This window comes from Stutzerimonas stutzeri (genome assembly GCF_024448715.1).
Lineage (GTDB): Bacteria > Pseudomonadota > Gammaproteobacteria > Pseudomonadales > Pseudomonadaceae > Stutzerimonas > Stutzerimonas stutzeri_AR.
In genome coordinates, this window is record NZ_JAMOHZ010000003.1 from 30,611 (window position 1) to 48,093 (window position 17,483).

Below are 17,483 nucleotides of genomic sequence, written 5' to 3' on the forward strand. Positions count from 1 at the left end.
GGCCCACGCTCTGAAAAGAGCCGTGCGCGCCGGGCTTTGCCGTGGAGTATTTAACCAGTGCGATCACTTTTCTGGCGCATTCTCGCGACATTCTGGTTGGCCATCGCACTGGTGGCGGGCCTGGCCATGCTACTCGGCCACGCATTGAACCAGGACACCTGGATCCTCAATCGCCATCCCGGCGTAAACGGGCTGGCCGAGGTGTGGACCAAGGTCTATGAGCGCCAGGGCCCAATCACCGCACAGTTTCTGCTCGAACGGCACCGCAACCGCTTCGGTGTTGATGTGCAAGTGCTGGCGGAAAATGGACAACCCATCATTCGCGGTACCTTCCCGGCTCGCGCCGCCGCTTTCGAAGCTCGCCAGGCACGTCGCGATGGACGCTTGCCCTGGCGCCGACTGACCACCGACTACACCAGCCCCGAGAGCGGCAACACGTACCTGTTCATTTATCGCATCCCGAATCAGGAACTGCAGGCCTGGCATCGTGGCAGTCTGTTCTGGCCACTCAGTGCAATCGCCATCGCGCTGGTCGTGCTGACCGGATTCAGCCTGTTGCTCACCCTTTCGATCACCCGTCCGCTCGACCGCCTGCGTGGAGCCGTACATGACCTTGGACAAACCGCTTACCAGCAGAACTCCCTAGCCCGACTGGCAACCAGGCGCGACGAACTCGGCGTGCTGGCTAAAGACTTCAACCGCATGGGCGCCCGGCTACAAAGCCTGATTGGCAGCCAGCGGCAGCTTTTGCGTGACGTTTCCCATGAGTTGCGCTCGCCGCTCGCGCGTCTACGTATCGCCTTGGCGCTCGCCGAAAGGGCCACCCCGACGGAGCGTGAACTCATCTGGCCGCGGCTGGCCAAGGAATGCGATCGATTGGAAGCACTGATCAGCGAGATTCTGGAATTGGCAAGATTGGACGCGGAGCCAGGCGCGACGAGCGCTGTCGATCTTTCGTCGATATTCCAGCAGTTGGAAGAGAACGCACGCATCGTATCGCCCGCTCAGCGCATCGATAGCCGGGTGGAAACCGACATCGTCCTGCACGGCTGGCCGGATATGCTCGAGCGCGCGCTGGATAACCTGCTGCGTAATGCCCTTCGCTTCAATCCCGAGGGTGCGCCGATCGAGCTACGTGCCAGCACCGACGCCGAGTGGCTGACGCTGAGCATTCGCGATCATGGGCCAGGCGTGGATGAAACGCATCTCGCGCAGCTGAGCGAGCCGTTCTTCCGCGCTCCGGGACAGACCTCGGCCGGTCATGGGCTGGGCCTGGCAATTGCACGTCGCGCCGCCGAGCGGCATGGCGGTGAGCTACTGCTGGGCAATCATCCCGACGGCGGATTCATCGCCAGCCTGAAACTACCGATGGAATCACCCGCGGAAAATCTGCAGCGCCTGGACTGACTGCTACTGCACCCGGTCCCACTGACCGACGAAATGTCCAGGCTCCAGCTCCGGAGGCGTCCGCAGGTTACCCTCCGGCGTTCCAAGGTAGATAAAACCGAGCAGCTGTTCGTTAGTTGCCAGCCCCAACTCCTGAGCCACGTGCCGATCATAGGAAAACTCGCCGGTACGCCAGACTGCCCCCAGGCCCTGCGCGTGCGCCGCCAGCAACAAACCGTGCGCTGCACAGCCGACCGCGAGCACCTGCTCGGACTCTGGAATCTTCGGATGTGGCAATACGCGGGCGATAACGACCACCAACAGCGGCGCACGCAGCGGCATCTTGCGCGCTTTCTGAAGCGCCTCCTCGGCGGCCTCCGGCTGGCGCAGGCGCAACGACTCGGCTAACAACTCGCCCAACCGCTCTCGGGCCTCTCCTTGAACAGTCAGAAAGCGCCACGGGCGAAGCTGCCCATGATCTGGCGCACGCAGCGCCGCACGAAACATCACATCCAGCTGAGCCGCGGTCGGCGCGGGATCAGCAAGTCGTGTAACGGAAACACGATTGAGCAACAGATCGAGAGCGTCCATCCAACTACCTCCAAAAACGAATCGGACATTCTAGAGGTCCGACGCGTTCGTTTGGCAGCCGATTGCAGTGAGTAATGCGTGCGAGCTTGGTCAGGCAACTCGATCGGGTGACAGTTGCGGCTCCAGAGGCGGTGTCAGTGGCGGCAGGCCATGGGCTGCTCGAGCCGTATCGCAATGAGCGTTGTGTTGACCATCGGCCCAGGACGCCTCGAATTCACGGCAGGTGCTTGAGCGCTGCTCATACATGGTGCAGCGCACGCCGCAACCGACGTCACCCATCAGCCCGACGCAACGCGCCGGCTTGGACTCTGTCCCGAGCATCGCGACGTGGAACGGGCTGACTTGCACCGTCACGCTATCAGGCACGGTTCCGCCGGAAGAGGCGCATTCGCCCCAGAAGAAAGACACACGAAAATACGCACAGCAAGCGCCGCACGTGAGACAAGGATTGTCGATCGACATGAAAGGTGAACACCCAGAAACCGGGAAAGGGCCGGCGCCCGAGCGACTATTCTATTCATCGCAACGAACTTGGGAAGAGCCTCCCAGAGCGTAACGTAAAGATTTTCGACGAACCGATAGCCGGTTTACTGCCGCCGCTACACGCGTAGAATGGCGGGCCTCATTTCGAGCCGAGCACCAACGACAAATGGCCTTGCCGACCCTGCGCATCATTGGTTTTATTCTCGGCATTTTTCTGATCACGCTCGCTGTCAGCATGGTCGTTCCGATGATCGCGTTGTTGGCATTTGATCGCACCGACGATCTTCACGCCTTTATCTGGGCGAGCCTGATCACCTTCGGATGCGGTTTCGCCCTTGCTGCCCCCGGCAGACCGGCCAACACCAATCTGCGCCCCCGCGACATGTATTTGCTGACTACCGTGAGCTGGTTGACTGTCTGCTGTTTCGCCGCTCTACCGCTGATGCTGATCCAGCACATCAGCTATACCGATGCGTTCTTCGAAACCATGTCCGGCATCACCACCACAGGCGCGACCGTGCTTTCAGGTTTGGACAGTGCATCACCCGGTCTGTTGATGTGGCGTTCACTGCTTCATTGGCTCGGCGGTATCGGCTTCATCGGCATGGCCGTGGCGATCCTGCCGCTGCTGCGAGTCGGTGGCATGCGGTTGTTCCAGACCGAGTCATCAGACTGGTCGGAAAAAGTAATGCCGCGCTCGCACATGGCCGGGAAGTATCTGATCGCGATCTATCTCAGCTTCACTTTGGCCGCCTTCATCGCATTCTGGCTCGCGGGCATGACTGCCTTCGATGCCATCAACCACGCAATGTCGACCGTATCAACAGGTGGCTTTTCAACCTCAGATGCTTCGCTTGGCAAGTTCAGCCCGGCATCACACTGGGTTGCGATCTTTTTCATGGTGCTGGGCAGTTTGCCGTTCACCCTGTATGTCGCCACCGCACGAGGAAATCGCGGCGCCCTATTCCGCGATCAGCAGGTTCGGGGCTTCCTACTCATGCTGACCGTAACCAGCTTGCTATTCAGCGGCTGGTACTGGCTCAACCACAACGACAGCTTGCTCGACTCGCTGCGTATCGTGACTTTCAGTGTGGTGTCGGTAATCACAACCACCGGATACGCGGTGAGCGACTACACCCAATGGGGCGGCTTCGCAGTCATGGTGTTCTTCTACCTGACATTTCTCGGCGGTTGCTCGGGTTCCACGTCTGGCGGATTGAAAATGTTCCGCTTTCAGGTCGCCTATGCGTTGTTGCGTTCGAACCTCAAGCAACTGGTCCACCCGCGCGCGGTGATCCGTCAGCAATACAACGGACACAACCTCGACGAAGAAATCGTCCGCTCCATCCTGACGTTTTCGTTCTTTATCACCATGACAATCGGTGTACTGGCGCTGTGCCTGGCGCTGCTGGGCCTGGACCCGATCACTGCGCTCACTGGAGCGGCTTCGGCGGTCTGCAACGTCGGCCCTGGCCTAGGGCCGATCATCGGTCCGGTGGGCAATTTCTCGACCCTGCCGGATGCGGCGAAGTGGTTGCTGTCGGTCGGAATGCTGCTTGGGCGTCTGGAGATCATCACTGTGCTGGTCATGCTGACCCCGTCGTTCTGGCGTCATTGACCGACGTTACTTCTCGCCGATGTCCTCGTTCCACAGCTCGGGGCTGTTGGCGATGAAGTTGCGCATCATCTCGACACAACTCGCATCCTGCAGCACTTCGACATCGACCCCACGGCCGCGCAGCAGCAACTCCTCGCCCATGAAGGTCTGGTTTTCACCGATCACGACTTTTGGAATGCCGTAGAGCAAGATGGCCCCGCTGCACATGGAGCACGGCGACAACGTGGTATAGATCACCGACTCGGCATAGACGCTGGCCGGCTGTCGTCCGGCATTTTCGAACGCATCCATTTCCCCGTGCAGCACCGCACTGCCCGACTGAACCCGTCGGTTGTGCCCTCGGCCGATGATCCGACCGCGATGGACGATCACCGAGCCGATAGGGATGCCACCCTCGGCAAGGCCCTTCCGTGCTTCGTCGATAGCTGCCTGCATGAATTCGTCCATCCGTTTCGCTCCCGTAACGTTCAAACATGGTTGGCGCCGTGTGCGCAATCCGCTCTATGTGTCGATCAGGCGGCGTCGGAGCTGCCTTTGAATAGCCGGCCACCCAGCGTAACGGCCGCAAATACCAGACCGCCGACAAGAATGCCGAACGCCGCGTCCAGCAACGTCGGCAGCAGCCCGGCCAGTACAGAGCCGATATAAGGCAACGCAACCGTATGTTCTGCGCTGTCCACGATGAAATGATGTACCGCTTTTATGCCATGGGTAAGAATGCCGCCGCCGACCATGAACATTGCTGCAGTGCCGATCACCGATAGCGACTTCATCAGCCACGGCGCGACCGACAGAATGCCCCGCCCCAGCGCCTGCGCAGCGCCGCTGGCGCTCTTGCTCAGAGCCAGACCGGCATCGTCCAGCTTCACGATGCCAGCAACCAGCCCGTACACACCAATCGTCATGATGATTGCGATCCCGGCGAGCACCGCGACCTGCTCGGTGAAGGAAGCTGCCGCCACGGTACCAAGGGTGATGGCGATGATTTCGGCCGAGAGGATGAAATCGGTGCGCACCGCGCCGCTGATCTTGTCCCGCTCAAACGCGACCATATCGACTTGCGGATTGGCCAGCGCCTCGATCTGCTGCGCATGATGATTGTCGTCCCGATGCAAAAACCGATGCGCAAGCTTCTCGAAACCTTCGAAGCATAGGAACGCACCGCCGAGCATCAGCAGCGGTGTTATCGCCCAAGGAATGAATGCGCTGATCAGCAACGCCGCCGGCACCAGGATCAGCTTGTTGCGCATCGATCCCTTGGCAACGGCCCAGACGACGGGCAGTTCGCGGTCGGCCTTGACTCCCGTGACCTGCTGGGCGTTGAGCGCCAAATCGTCGCCAAGTACACCGGCGGTTTTCTTCGCGGCGACCTTGGTCATCAGTGAAACATCATCCAAAACCGACGCGATATCGTCGATCAGGGCAAGAAGGCTACTGGCCAATGCTGGGCGTTCCTTTAAGTAGGTGCAATCGCAAGGGATGCGAGGTGGGTACCCGCCTCATCCGATTAGAAGATAAGGCCATCGTGGCGGAGAACAAGTTCCAGCGCGGCAGCCTCAGCGCCTTGCCCGGTATTCGCCGGGAGTCATGGCGAACCAACGTCTAAAGGCCCGAAAGAAGTTGCTCGGATCAGCGAAGCCCAGCAGGTAAGCAATCTCCAGCAAAGCCAGGTCCGGCTGCGCAAGGTATTGCTCAGCCAGTGCCCGTCGGGTGTCGTCAAGTAACTGTTGAAAACTCGTACCTTCTTCACCCAGACGCCGCTGCAAGGTGCGCTCGGATAGATGTAGCATTTGAGCAACTGTCTCGCGCCGTGGCTCGCCTTGTGGCAATAGGCGACACAAGACCTGACGCGCCTGATGGGTAACCCGACTATCGGAGAACCGCACCAGGTATTCACCAGCGAAACGGTCATGCAGTTGTGCGAGCTCGGCGTTGGCTGTAGGCAGCGGAATATCCATGTCGGCGTGACGCATCAGCAGCCCATCACATTCGGCGTGGAAGCGCAGCGGCGCCTGAAAGACCGCTCGATAGGGCTCGATGTTGGTCGGAGTTGGTCCTTGCAAACATACCTCCAACGGCACCAGCGGCTTGCCGGTGAGCCAGCGACAGAACGCAAGCGTGCTCGCCAGGGAGCCTTCGGCACTTTGCCGCGCAGGTGGCAGCTGGTCACCGTGAATCGACAGAGTCAACAGGTAGCCCTGCTCGGTCGGGAAGAACCGCACATCCGCACCCTCAGCAATGATCCGCTGATAGCGCACCAGCCGTAGAAAGCTCTCCTTCAACGTGCTGCTGGACATCAATGCGTAGCCAACGACATGCATCGCACCGGGACGCATCACCTTCGCCAGATTCAGGCCTATCGCGGCATTACCCGTCATATCCACCGCGCGTTGCCAGAGCCGGGTCATGCCGTCCTGGGCAAAGCGTGCATCGGCATCGCTCAGGGCCGCGTAATCGAGGCCCAGTTCGGCAAACAGTGCTCGGCAATCGACACCGTCCAGCTCCAGTGCCTGAACGATACTCAAGGCCCAGCTTGAGGAAGTGGTGCGTTCTGTCATCAATCGATCTGCTCGGATCAGGCTTGGTTATGGCTTCCACGGACGAACTTGGCGCCATCCGGCAGTTTCAACCGCAGGCTCGCGGTACACAAGGGTACTAAACTGGCACCTGCGGCCAATGGCCGTGAAGCGCTAGGGATCTAGACTTGCACTACCGCAATGACAGGAGGTGCGACATGAGCACGCAAACCGCCGAGCGTTTCACCCGCTTTGCTGATTTCTACCCGTTCTACCTGGCTGAGCACAGCAACCCCACTTGCCGACGGCTGCATTACATCGGCAGCTTCCTGGTGCTGGGAATACTCGCCTACGCCCTGATCACTCAACAATGGTTGTGGCTGCTGGCGATGCCACTGGCCGGATACGGGTTTGCCTGGGTCGGGCATTTCATTTTCGAAAAGAACCGGCCGGCGACCTTTCAGTACCCGCTGTACAGCTTTCTCGGCGACTGGGTGATGCTCAAGGACATGCTGACCGGCAAGATTCGCTTCTGAGGAACGCGGTCGCCCCCGACCCGCAGCGGCCATCCGTCACGGATTGGACGGGTGGTTTGGCGCAATGATGGCGACTTGGTTATGATCGCCCGGAGCAGCGCCGGCCGATGCGCTGCGCACCTCCAATGGCGCATGCTAGAGCGCCGGAATCTTTCAGGGACAGTAACCATACATGTCAACCGTGATCGGTGAACGGCGTAATGGCCTTGCCACTCGCCCGCTGCGCGAGTACTACGCCCGGGTTCTCGGATACCTGACCTGCGCCGCGACGCTCGCCGCCGGCGTCTATACCCAACATTTTGCAATCGGCCTATTGTGGATGGTGCCTTACACCTTGCTCTATCCCCATTTCGCCTATCACGTGAGCTATCGCTTCAAGCGCGAACATCCGGAACGGACATCGCAGACCCTGCTCTGCCTTGACGCGTTAAATGCCGGCGCCGGCATCGTGCTGCTCGGCTGCGCTCTCGTGCCAAGCCTGATGTTCCTTTTGACGCTGGGTTTCAGCGCGTTGGTGATCGGCAGCCTGCGTCACCTGCTGATGACCCTGTTGATGGTCACGGTGGGTATCGGGCTGACTACCATGGTGGTCCCTCTGCACTTCAACGGAGCGACCCCGACCCTGGTATCGACGATCAGCATTCTGTTCACCACCCTGTACGTCTGCATCACGGCTTACTACGTGCATCAGCAGGGGATTCGCCTGGCACAGGCGCGTAGCGAAGTGGAAGCCCAGCAGGCCAAAGCCGCACGCCTAGCGCGAAATCTGGCCAAGTACCTGTCACCACAGGTCTGGGAATCGATTTTCTCCGGCAAGCGCAGCGTTCGGCTTGAAACCCAGCGCAAGAAGCTCACGGTGTTCTTCTCCGATATCAAGGGCTTCACCGAGCTCGCCGAGGAGCTGGAAGCCGAAGCCCTCACCGACCTGCTCAACAACTACCTCAACGAGATGTCGAAGATCACCCTTAAATACGGTGGCACCATCGACAAATTCGTGGGTGACTGCGTAATGGTGTTTTTCGGCGACCCCGCCAGCCAAGGCGCAAAAAAAGATGCCGTAGCCGCAGTATCCATGGCCATCGCCATGCGTAAGCACATGAAAGTACTGCGCCAGCAATGGCGCGCTCAAGGCATCACCAAGCCGATGGAAATCCGCATGGGGATCAACACCGGTTACTGCACGGTCGGCAACTTCGGCGCCGACACCCGCATGGACTACACCATCATCGGACGCGAAGTGAACCTGGCCAGTCGCCTTGAGAGCTCCGCCGAAGCCGGCGAGATTCTGATCTCTCACGAGACCTATTCGCTGGTCAAAGACGTGATCATGTGCCGCGACAAAGGCCAGATCACCGTCAAGGGCTTTACCCGTCCGGTGCAGATTTACCAAGTGGTGGATTTCAGACGCGATCTGGGCGCGACCAACAGCTTCGTCGAGCATGAACTGCCGGGCTTCTCGATGTACCTGGACACCAACGGCGTACAGAATTTCGATAAGGAGCGAGTGATCCAGGCGCTCAACCAGGCCGCCGACAAGTTGCGTGACAAGGTCATCATGTAAGCATCGGCGGCGCCGGTCGCGGTCCGGATGCTGTGAGGCCGGGCCGACCCGAATGAATAGCGCCACTCGCAGCCGGCGTCCGTCGGGATGCAGTCGAGGTCATCAATGCCGCCCATCCTTTCCCTACGCCACTACAACCACGACCAGATCGTCCACAACCACCAGCACACCCAACTGGTGTTTGGCCTTCATGGGCAGCTGGACTTCGAAATTGACGGGCGCGGTAGCCGGATTCAGCAGCAACTGCTCGCCGTGGTCCCGAGCGATACTCGTCACGCCTGTGGCAGCCCGGCTGGTAGCCAATGCCTGATTCTGGATATCCCGGACGACAACTGGCTGCGGCAACGTCTCGCTCATCATGCCGATCCGGCGCGCCGCATCCTGGAACAGCCTGCGGCGCTGCGTCTGACCCCAACGCAAAGCCAACTGGTCGGCTGGCTGGCGGCCAGCCCGATCAATGATCCGATCATTAGCGAACAGGGCGCCGCCCTCCTCTTGGCCAGTCTCTCCGCTGGCTGCGAGCCGGTCAGCCAGAACGGTCCGCTACCGCTCGCGGCGCTTTACGCCCATGTCGACCGGCATCTGGCGCACCCGCTCGCGGTTCAAGATCTTGCGCGACTGGCCGGGCTCTCGGTTCCACGATTCCATGTTCGCTTTGTCAGCGAAACCGGCCTGACACCGCTGGAGTTCGTCCGGTGCCGTCGCTTGCAGCAGGGTCGAGAATTGTTGATCAGCACGCGATTAGCCGTCGGCGAGATCGCCGCTCGGGTCGGATATGCCTCTCAAAGCGCGTTTACCGCAGCCCTCAGGCGCGAATACGGCGCCACGCCGCGGGCGCTGCGCCGCGAGTCGCTCGACAACTCGCGATACTGACGCGACAGACGGGCCGCAGCGCGGGTCGTACCATAGGCGCATCAAGCTTCTGGCAGCGCCAGTCACCGCAGCATCGCGAGGCCCCATGATCCATATCGATTGCGTATTTTTTCCCATCGAATGTTCACGCTCGATACCGAGCGTTCGACCATGACGCATCGCAATGCGCTATTGGCGATCCACTTCGGCGCGCTGATGTTTGGCCTGTCCGGCGTATTCGGCAAGCTGGCCGAAAGCACGCCACTGGTGATCACTTTTGGTCGCGCATTGTTTGCGGTCATCGCCCTGCTGTCGGCGGCGCAGTTCCTGCGTAGCGGCGGTGGAAAGCCAAGCTGGCGTCAGCGCGGCGGCTTGTTGCTCGGCGGGTTGCTGCTGGGCGGACACTGGCTCACCTTCTTCGTCGCGGTAAAGGTCGCCGGGGTCGGTATCGCTACGCTGGGCTTCGCCAGTTTTCCGGCCTTTACCGTGCTGTTCGAAGGTCTGCTGTTTCGCGAACGGACACGCCCCGTCGAGTTCGCCATGGTGGGCCTGGTTTGCGCGGGCCTGCTATTGGTCACGCCGCACTTCGATCTGGCGAGCGAAAGTACAGTGGGCCTGCTCTACGGCATTCTGTCCGGGCTGATGTTCGCGCTGCTGTCACTGCTCAATCGCGCTGTTACTCGCGGTGTCGATCCGGTACAGGCCGCTTTGTGGCAGAACGGCACCATCCTGCTCTGTCTGCTGCCGTTTACCTGGATGTCGCTCCCGGCAGTACCGGTGCTGGATTGGCTATGGCTGGCATTGCTCGGCGTGTTCTGCACGGGACTCGCGCACAGCCTGTTCGTAGCGAGCCTGAAGGTTTTGAAAGCGCGAACTACCTCGGTGATCTTCGCCCTCGAGCCGGTTTACGGCATCGCGTTCGCCTGGTGGCTTTTCAGTGAACAGCCCACCTTGCGCATGCTGCTCGGCGGCACGTTGATCATCCTCGCCACGGTCATTACCAGCCGCCTGAAAATACCAGCCGTGACGAACGCTGCCTCGCCGCTCGCGAAGGCGCCGTAGGCGCCAGGACAGCAGTGACAACATGGCCGCCGACGCCAGGCGGCCATTGCCGATCAATGCGAATGGCGCGGGACTTCGGCGCCGCGGCACCCAACCAAGAAGTCGAAGTCGCACCCCTCGTCCGCCTGCAGCACATGTTCGACGAACAGCCGGCGGTAGCCGCCATCCCATAACAAGCCCTGCGGCGCCTGCCAGGAAGCCAGACGTTCTTGCAGCTCGGCATCCGAAACGTCCAAGTGCAGGCGGCCCGCAACGCAGTCCAGTTCAATGAAATCACCGTTGCGCACTACCGCCAGCGGTCCGCCGGCAGCGGCTTCTGGGGCAACATGCAGCACCACGGTGCCGTAAGCGGTGCCGCTCATGCGCGCATCGGAGATGCGCACCATGTCGGTAATCCCTTTGGCCAGCACCTTGGGCGGTAGGCCCATGTTGCCGACCTCGGCCATGCCCGGATAACCCTTGGGGCCGCAGTTCTTCATTACCAGCACGCAGCTTTCATCGACGTCCAAGTCCGGGTCGGCGATGCGTGCCTTGTAGTCGTCGAAGTCCTCGAAGACCACCGCACGCCCTCGGTGCTTCATCAGTTCCGGTGTCGCCGCGGAGGGTTTCAACACCGCCCCGCTGGGCGCAAGGTTGCCGCGCAGGACGCAGATGCCGCCGTCATCGCGCAGCGGATTGTCCAGCGCACGAATGACCTCGTCCTGCCCATAGATGGGTGCCTGGGCGCAGTTGTCCCACAGCGACTTGCCGTTGACCGTCAGCGCATCAGGGTTTGGCAATAGCTGGTTTTCCCCTAGTCGACGGATCACGGCGGGCAGTCCTCCGGCGTAGTAGAACTCTTCCATCAGGAAGCGCCCGGAGGGTTGCAGATCGACGATGGTAGGCATGCCGCGGCCGATGCGCGTCCAGTCGTCCAGATCGAGGGCTACACCAATCCGCCCGGCGATCGCCTTGAGGTGGATTACTGCATTGGTCGAGCCGCCGATGGCAGCGTTGACCCTGATGGCATTCTCGAATGCCTGCTTGGTCAGCACCTTGGAGAGCCGCAGGTCTTCCTCGACCATGTCGACGATGCGCATGCCGGACAAATGCGCAAGCACATAGCGACGCGAATCAACGGCTGGAATCGCCGCGTTGTGCGGCAATGAAGTGCCCAACGCTTCGGCCATACAAGCCATGGTCGAGGCGGTCCCCATGGTGTTGCAGGTACCGGCCGAACGCGACATGCCGGCCTCGGCGGACAGGAACTCGTCGAGGCTGATCAGACCGCCCTTATAGGCCTCATGCATCTGCCAGACGATGGTTCCAGCGCCAATGTCGCGGCCGTTGTGCTTGCCGTTGAGCATCGGCCCACCGGTTACCACAATGGCCGGCACGTCGCAGCTGGCCGCGCCCATCAGCAGCGCCGGAGTGGTCTTATCGCAGCCGGTGAGTAGCACCACCGCATCGATGGGGTTACCGCGAATCGACTCTTCAACATCCATGCTCGCCAGGTTGCGGGTCAGCATGGCGGTCGGTCGCAGGTTCGATTCACCATTGGAAAAGACCGGAAATTCCACCGGAAACCCGCCCGCCTCCAGTACTCCCTTCTTCACATGCTCGGCGATCTTGCGGAAGTGTGCATTGCACGGCGTCAGCTCCGACCAGGTGTTGCAGATGCCGATGATCGGCTTGCCCTGAAACTCGTGGTCCGGGATGCCCTGGTTCTTCATCCAGCTGCGGTACATGAAACCGTTCTTGTCCGTGGTGCCGAACCATTGAGCAGAGCGCAGGGGGCGTTTGCCAGTCATCGTCAGTTCCTGTAGAGCGCGCGTTTGATCAGCGGCTCCAATTGTTATTCGGCATCTTCGTATCGCAATGACAGAGCCTGTACACGCAAGCCTGTCCTGCCGTTGAAAAGACTAGAGGGCGCAGCCATCATCAACAAATACAAAATCAAGCCAGACCGATACTCAAACGGATATAACTGACATGAAGCCGATCAACAGCAATTGGTTCGTTCGAGCCCGCCTGAAGAACCGCCATATCCCTCTGTTGGTGGCGCTGGGCGATACCGGCAATCTCAACCGTGCGGCCGAGGGGTTGGGGATTTCTCAACCAGCCATCTCCAAGCTGTTGAAGGATTTGGAAGACGGCCTTGGCGTGGCGCTGTTTGAAAGACATGCGCGCGGGGTGGTGCCGACCCTTTACGGCGAGACGATGATTCGTCACGCCAGACGCCTGCAGAACACTCTGGAAAGCGTCTATAGCGAGGTCGATGCGCTGCGCCAAGGGCAACAGGGCCATGTTCGCATCGGCACCATACTCACCCCATGCGCCGAGTTGTTGCCAGAAGTGATCGGCCTCACCAAGCAGCGGTTTCCAGGATTGGAGCTGAGCATTCGCACGGGTTCGAGCCGTGATTTGATGGCGATCCTCGACGACGGCGAGCTGGATTTCCTGGTAGCGCGCTTTTTTGCAGGCGGCCAGCAGCACGACCTGAACTTCGAGCCGCTGGCCGAGGAACCGCTGCGGATTTGCGCGCGTGCCGGGCTTGTTCAAGGGCCGCTGTCGCGCGCCGAATTGAACGCCGCCGACTGGGTTCTGCCGCCGGCAGGTAGCGTGCTACGTCAGGAGTTCGATGCGCTGTTCCAGCGCGTCGGTATGCGTCCGCCAACCAAGGTGGTCAACGCGGAAAACTTGCTGATGGTTACCACGCTGGTGGAAAAGAACGACGTACTCACCGTGCTGCCGCGTGACGTACTGGCGCACTATGCGCGCTACGGCATGCTTGCAGAGATCGATGTCGACCCCAGCATTGAGGCCGAACTGAATCAGGGCCTGATGGCCTACGGCATCATTACAAAAAATCAGCAGTTGCTCTCTCCCGCGGCGCGCAACGTGCTGGACCTGCTACGTGCTACCGCCCGGAAAATGTCGTTAGGCTAGACGGTTCAGTGCGTGTAGGCATGGCGCAAAACCTGTCGGGATTAGCCCGACAGGTCAAAAAGGGGGTCATCTGATACAGGTAAACCCCGAGTGATGGTTTAGGCCGGCAAGGATTGCTCATCGCTCCCTGCCAGCCTCGGCCTCAGAGCGAGGCGTGAGTGGTTTCGCCATCAACCAGGCGAGTGATGCCCAGCGGGTTGGCATTCTTCAGGGCATCCGGTAGCAGCTCGTCGGGGAAGTTCTGGTAGCACACCGGCCGCAGGAATCGGTCGATCGCCAAGGTTCCTACCGAGGTGCCGCGGGCATCGGACGTTGCCGGGTACGGCCCGCCATGCACCATCGAATCGCACACTTCGACACCCGTCGGATAGCCGTTGAGCAACAGCCGTCCGACCTTCTGTTCAAGCAGCGCCACCAGGTCGGCGGATGCCGCGAGATCGGCCCGATCGGCAATCAGCGTAGCGGTGAGCTGACCGCGCAGGCCTTGCAGCGCACGCAGCAGCTCCGCCTTGTCAGCCACTTCCACAACGACCGTAGTCGGACCGAAAACCTCCTCCTGTAGCAGCTCGTCCCCCTTGATCAGCAGGTTGGCATCAGCCTTGAACAGTTGCGGCTGGCCCTGATTGCCCTGCTGCGGCTCGCCGGCCAGATGGGTAATGCCAGGATGAGCCTGAAGATGCTGCAACCCTTTGCCGTAGCTGCTCAACGTCCCGGCGTTGAGCATGGTCTGTGCCGGCTGCTCGCTCATGAACGCAGCGAGCCGATCCACGAATGCGCTGAATTCCGGTGATCGGATACCGATCACCATGCCGGGGTTGGTACAGAACTGACCACAACCCATCACCACCGAGGCGGTAAGCTCGTTGGCGATGGCATCCCCGCGCGCTTTGAGCGCCTCGGGCAGGACCAACACCGGGTTGATGCTGGACATCTCCGCAAATACCGGTATGGGCTGCGGGCGTGCAGCCGCCATGTCACACAGAGCACGGCCACCGCGCAGCGAACCGGTAAAGCCGACCGCCTGAATCGCCGGATGTTTGACCAGCCATTCGCCAACCCCACCGCCGTAGATCATGTTGAACACGCCTTTGGGCATGCCGGTTTTCTCTGCCGCACGGATCACCGCATCGGCCACGCACTCGGCCGTCACCATGTGTCCGCTATGAGCCTTGAACACCACCGGGCAACCAGCTGCCAGCGCCGAGGCGGTATCGCCACCGGCCGTGGAGAACGCCAACGGGAAATTGCTTGCACCAAAAACCGCTACCGGTCCCAGCCCCATGCGGCACTGACGAAGATCCGGACGTGGCAGTGGTTTGCGCTCCGGCAATGCACGATCGATGCGCGCCCCATGAAAGTCGCCGCGTCGCAGTACCTTGGCGAACAGGCGCATCTGGCCGCTGGTACGCCCGCGCTCGCCTTGAATTCGCCCGGCCGGCAACGCCGTCTCGCGGCAAACCAGTTCGATGAAACCATCGCCCAGGGCGTCCAGCTCATCGGCAATGGCCTCGAGAAACTCGGCGCGCTTGCTCGCCGAAAGCGATCGGTACTCGGGATAGGCCGCAGCGGCAGCCTCGGCCGCGGCATTCACCTCGTCCTGCGTGGCCTGATGGAACTCGTACGGCAGCGCCTCCCCTGAGCTGGCATCGAGGCTCTGTACTGTGACCGAACCAGCGGCGCTGCGGCCGCCGCCGATGTAGTTGTGACCGCGAATAGTAGACATGGGTATCTCCTTGACCTGCTGGGTTCAGAACCCCGCGCGCTGCGCGGAGGTGGGCCGTCGGCCCGCGAATGAAGCAAAGCCCGCCAATTCTCGCGCAGACCTGCGGGCTGTTGCGGAACCGGGCAAAGACGGGCCGGCCATTGTTCAGAGCTGCTTGACGCCGCCTGGAGTGATCATCGGCTGACGAATGCTTATGCCGTTGCACAGCGGCTCGCCGAACGCATCCAGGCTGACTTCGAATCGATCACCCGGCTGCGCCTTGATGCCATCGGCGAAGGACAGCGTTGCCGTGCCGAAGAAATGTACATGCACATCGCCTGGACGCAAAAATTGCGTGTACTTGAAATGGTGGTATTCAAGGTTCTCCAGGCTATGACACATATTCTCCTCACCGGAAAGAAATTCTTTCTCCCATAACAGCTGCTCGCCGCGACGGATGCGGCTGATACCCGCCAGATGCGCAGGCAGCTCACCGACCCGCAGCTCGGGGCCGAACGAACAGAAACGCAGTTTCGAGTGTGCCAGGTACAGGTAGTTCTTGCGTTCGACCACATGATCGGAAAACTCATTGCCAAGAGCAAAGCCTAGACGGTAAGGCAGTCCGTCATCACCGATGACGTAGAGCCCGGTCAGTTCCGGTTCCTCACCATAATCCTCGGCGAAATCCGGCGCCTGGAAATCCGCGCCCGGGCGCACCACAATGCTGCCATCACCCTTGTAGAACCACTCAGGTTGGGCTCCGATGGTGCCCGGCTGCGGACGGCCGCCCTGCATGCCCCAGCGAAACATCTGCATGCTGTCGGTGAGCTTGCTTTCCTCTTGTTCGACCTGTTGATGCATCTTGTCGCGTGTCGAGGCGCTGCCAAGATGCGTAAGGCCGGTGCCGCTAATCAGGCAGTGCGCAGGGTCATCATGATCCAGAGGAGGCAGTACGCGTCCGTCATCGAGCAGATCGCAATAAAGCGGGCCGCTTTCTCGCGCCTGATTTTCGATCTGGGCCGCCAGACTGCGCCGCGCTCGGATCGCCGCCAACGCCAGCGCTCGGGTGCTGTGCACATCCGAAAGCACTTCGATGCGCTCGCCGTTGACAACGCCTACCTGCCGTTGGCCTTGCCTATTCTCGAATTGAATCAACCGCATGCGCGCTTCCTCTTGTTGTAATGGCGCCCGACACCCCAGGCGTTTGCTGCGATCACTTTAAAAACCACCCTGACTGGTGCCTAATGAAAGCTTCTGATTAAGCGATAACTTTCAGTCATCCCCATGATCGCCGCCCTTCCCACCATTGTTTCCCGCCTGCGGCTCAAGCAGCTGCGGTTGCTGATAGCCTTGGACGAACAGGGTTCGCTGCACCGCGCCGCCGAACAGGTATCGATCAATCAGCCCGGCGCAACCAAGGCCCTGCACGAGATCGAAAACACCTTTGGCGCCGAGTTGTTTATCCGCACCAGCCAGGGTTTGCAGCCGAACGACCTCGGCCGCTGCGTAATTCGCTACGCACGACTGATCCAGAGCGATCTGGCACACCTGCGTGAAGAGATGGTCGGGATTATCCAAGGCCAAGGCGGACGTTTGTCGGTCGGCGTGATCATGGGCGCTGTGCCACTGCTAATGCGCGCGTTGGGCCGCTTGCGGCGCAGACAGCCGGAGCTTTCCGTGGAGATCGTCGAGGACACAAGCGCCCGTCTGCTCGGACTCATCGATCAGGGTCGACTCGATCTGGCGATCTGTCGCAGCAGTGTCAGCCGTCGACCGGACGCCTATGACTGCCTGACCCTGCATCCAGAACAGTTGGCCGTTGTCGCGCACCCGGCACATCCGGCCAGCGGAGCCCAGACCCTGCAATTGGCCGACCTCAGCAATTACCGTTGGGTGGTTTACCCGGCGAACATGCCCATGCGCTTGTTACTCGAGCGCGAGTTCAGCCAGGCCGGCCTGGAATTTCCGCGCTATCCAGTAGAAACCGCCTCCACCTTCACCATGCTCAGCCTGCTGCAGGAAGATCCTGAACTGGTGGCCGTGATGCCGTTGGCGGTAGCACAGTTCAGTGAAGGCTTCGGCATGATCCGCCAATTGCCGCTGAGCCTGCAGTCGCGTAGCGAGCCCTACGGCGTTATCGTCCGTCACGGCAGCAGCCTCTCGTCCGCCGCGCGGCTCCTGCTAGAGGAAATGCAGGCCGAGCAGCTGCCAAGCTGACAGCATCCGTGCAGCGGCCGCAGGCACCGGG

At 60.8% G+C, this 17,483-nt stretch carries 16 protein-coding genes; 8 read left to right on the plus strand and 8 right to left on the minus strand.

The window, feature by feature from the left end; translation table 11 throughout:
- Positions 1-57 precede the first annotated feature (57 nt).
- Positions 58-1,407 (plus strand): sensor histidine kinase, encoded by a 1,350-nt coding sequence (locus NAV33_RS06800; protein ID WP_255978243.1) that lies wholly within the window; start codon positions 58-60, stop codon positions 1,405-1,407.
- A 3-nt stretch (positions 1,408-1,410) separates the two neighbouring features.
- On the opposite strand, the gene NAV33_RS06805 is transcribed toward NAV33_RS06800, so the two are convergent.
- Positions 1,411-1,977 (minus strand): NAD(P)H nitroreductase, encoded by a 567-nt coding sequence (locus tag NAV33_RS06805; protein ID WP_255978245.1) that lies wholly within the window; start codon positions 1,975-1,977, stop codon positions 1,411-1,413.
- Positions 1,978-2,067: 90 nt separating this feature from the next.
- On the minus strand, positions 2,068-2,439 hold the full coding sequence (locus tag NAV33_RS06810) for a YkgJ family cysteine cluster protein (RefSeq protein ID WP_255978247.1): 372 nt from the start codon (positions 2,437-2,439) through the stop codon (positions 2,068-2,070).
- A gap of 187 nt (positions 2,440-2,626) precedes the next feature.
- On the opposite strand from NAV33_RS06810, the gene NAV33_RS06815 reads away from it, so the two are divergent.
- A complete protein-coding gene (locus tag NAV33_RS06815) occupies positions 2,627-4,078 on the plus strand; it encodes a TrkH family potassium uptake protein (protein WP_255978250.1) in 1,452 nt (483 codons plus the stop codon).
- A 6-nt stretch (positions 4,079-4,084) separates the two neighbouring features.
- Here NAV33_RS06815 and NAV33_RS06820 read toward each other — a convergent pair whose 3' ends face one another.
- The 3 genes from NAV33_RS06820 to NAV33_RS06830 form a co-directional block, all read right to left on the minus strand.
- Complete coding sequence (locus NAV33_RS06820) at positions 4,085-4,525, minus strand: nucleoside deaminase (RefSeq protein ID WP_255978252.1); 441 nt, start codon at positions 4,523-4,525, stop codon at positions 4,085-4,087.
- 65 nt (positions 4,526-4,590) lie between these two features.
- Positions 4,591-5,520, minus strand: coding sequence for a DUF808 domain-containing protein (locus NAV33_RS06825; RefSeq protein ID WP_255978254.1), 930 nt, complete (start codon positions 5,518-5,520; stop codon positions 4,591-4,593).
- A 114-nt stretch (positions 5,521-5,634) separates the two neighbouring features.
- Complete coding sequence (locus tag NAV33_RS06830; protein ID WP_255978256.1) at positions 5,635-6,636, minus strand: AraC family transcriptional regulator; 1,002 nt, start codon at positions 6,634-6,636, stop codon at positions 5,635-5,637.
- A gap of 176 nt (positions 6,637-6,812) precedes the next feature.
- On the opposite strand from NAV33_RS06830, the gene NAV33_RS06835 reads away from it, so the two are divergent.
- The 4 genes from NAV33_RS06835 to NAV33_RS06850 all read left to right on the plus strand — a co-directional run bounded on the left by NAV33_RS06835 (position 6,813) and on the right by NAV33_RS06850 (position 10,605).
- Positions 6,813-7,130, plus strand: coding sequence for an Mpo1-like protein (locus NAV33_RS06835; RefSeq protein WP_255978259.1), 318 nt, complete (start codon positions 6,813-6,815; stop codon positions 7,128-7,130).
- A gap of 172 nt (positions 7,131-7,302) precedes the next feature.
- Positions 7,303-8,691 carry an adenylate/guanylate cyclase domain-containing protein gene (locus NAV33_RS06840; RefSeq protein ID WP_255978261.1) on the plus strand — a complete coding sequence of 463 codons (1,389 nt, stop codon included), beginning with the start codon at positions 7,303-7,305 and terminating at the stop codon, positions 8,689-8,691.
- A gap of 105 nt (positions 8,692-8,796) precedes the next feature.
- Positions 8,797-9,564, plus strand: a complete 768-nt coding sequence (locus NAV33_RS06845; protein WP_255978264.1) for an AraC family transcriptional regulator — start codon at positions 8,797-8,799, stop codon at positions 9,562-9,564.
- A gap of 150 nt (positions 9,565-9,714) precedes the next feature.
- Positions 9,715-10,605, plus strand: coding sequence for a DMT family transporter (locus NAV33_RS06850; protein WP_255978266.1), 891 nt, complete (start codon positions 9,715-9,717; stop codon positions 10,603-10,605).
- A gap of 53 nt (positions 10,606-10,658) precedes the next feature.
- Here the strand turns inward: NAV33_RS06850 and NAV33_RS06855 are convergent, their stop codons facing one another.
- Positions 10,659-12,395, minus strand: coding sequence for an IlvD/Edd family dehydratase (locus NAV33_RS06855; RefSeq protein ID WP_423836646.1), 1,737 nt, complete (start codon positions 12,393-12,395; stop codon positions 10,659-10,661).
- 181 nt (positions 12,396-12,576) lie between these two features.
- Here NAV33_RS06855 and NAV33_RS06860 point away from each other — a divergent pair, with 181 nt between their 5' ends.
- Positions 12,577-13,533 carry a LysR family transcriptional regulator gene (locus NAV33_RS06860; RefSeq protein WP_255978268.1) on the plus strand — a complete coding sequence of 319 codons (957 nt, stop codon included), beginning with the start codon at positions 12,577-12,579 and terminating at the stop codon, positions 13,531-13,533.
- Positions 13,534-13,675: 142 nt separating this feature from the next.
- Here the strand turns inward: NAV33_RS06860 and NAV33_RS06865 are convergent, their stop codons facing one another.
- Both NAV33_RS06865 and araD1 read right to left on the minus strand, forming a co-directional pair.
- Positions 13,676-15,256: an aldehyde dehydrogenase (NADP(+)) gene (locus NAV33_RS06865; protein WP_255978270.1), complete on the minus strand. Its 1,581-nt coding sequence runs from the start codon at positions 15,254-15,256 to the stop codon at positions 13,676-13,678.
- Positions 15,257-15,400: 144 nt separating this feature from the next.
- The gene (gene araD1, locus NAV33_RS06870; RefSeq protein ID WP_255978272.1) at positions 15,401-16,396 is read right to left on the minus strand and encodes an AraD1 family protein; all 996 of its coding nucleotides are present in this window, start codon (positions 16,394-16,396) and stop codon (positions 15,401-15,403) included.
- A gap of 123 nt (positions 16,397-16,519) precedes the next feature.
- Here araD1 and NAV33_RS06875 point away from each other — a divergent pair, with 123 nt between their 5' ends.
- Positions 16,520-17,452 (plus strand): LysR family transcriptional regulator, encoded by a 933-nt coding sequence (locus NAV33_RS06875; RefSeq protein ID WP_255978274.1) that lies wholly within the window; start codon positions 16,520-16,522, stop codon positions 17,450-17,452.
- The last annotated feature ends 31 nt before the right edge of the window (positions 17,453-17,483 follow it).

Bases quoted from the DNA above. Each gene is read 5' to 3' on its own strand.
- NAV33_RS06805 (WP_255978245.1), bottom strand. From the start codon at position 1,977: ATGGACGCTCTCGATCTGTTGCTCAATCGTGTTTCCGTTACACGACTT.
- NAV33_RS06815 (WP_255978250.1), top strand. From the start codon at position 2,627: ATGGCCTTGCCGACCCTGCGCATCATTGGTTTTATTCTCGGCATTTTT.
- NAV33_RS06850 (WP_255978266.1), top strand. From the start codon at position 9,715: ATGACGCATCGCAATGCGCTATTGGCGATCCACTTCGGCGCGCTGATG.
- NAV33_RS06840 (WP_255978261.1), top strand. From the start codon at position 7,303: ATGTCAACCGTGATCGGTGAACGGCGTAATGGCCTTGCCACTCGCCCG.
- NAV33_RS06860 (WP_255978268.1), top strand. From the start codon at position 12,577: ATGAAGCCGATCAACAGCAATTGGTTCGTTCGAGCCCGCCTGAAGAAC.
- NAV33_RS06875 (WP_255978274.1), top strand. From the start codon at position 16,520: ATGATCGCCGCCCTTCCCACCATTGTTTCCCGCCTGCGGCTCAAGCAG.
- NAV33_RS06810 (WP_255978247.1), bottom strand. From the start codon at position 2,439: ATGTCGATCGACAATCCTTGTCTCACGTGCGGCGCTTGCTGTGCGTAT.
- araD1 (WP_255978272.1), bottom strand. From the start codon at position 16,396: ATGCGGTTGATTCAATTCGAGAATAGGCAAGGCCAACGGCAGGTAGGC.
- NAV33_RS06855 (WP_423836646.1), bottom strand. From the start codon at position 12,395: ATGACTGGCAAACGCCCCCTGCGCTCTGCTCAATGGTTCGGCACCACG.
- NAV33_RS06835 (WP_255978259.1), top strand. From the start codon at position 6,813: ATGAGCACGCAAACCGCCGAGCGTTTCACCCGCTTTGCTGATTTCTAC.
- NAV33_RS06865 (WP_255978270.1), bottom strand. From the start codon at position 15,256: ATGTCTACTATTCGCGGTCACAACTACATCGGCGGCGGCCGCAGCGCC.
- NAV33_RS06830 (WP_255978256.1), bottom strand. From the start codon at position 6,636: ATGACAGAACGCACCACTTCCTCAAGCTGGGCCTTGAGTATCGTTCAG.
- NAV33_RS06845 (WP_255978264.1), top strand. From the start codon at position 8,797: ATGCCGCCCATCCTTTCCCTACGCCACTACAACCACGACCAGATCGTC.
- NAV33_RS06820 (WP_255978252.1), bottom strand. From the start codon at position 4,525: ATGGACGAATTCATGCAGGCAGCTATCGACGAAGCACGGAAGGGCCTT.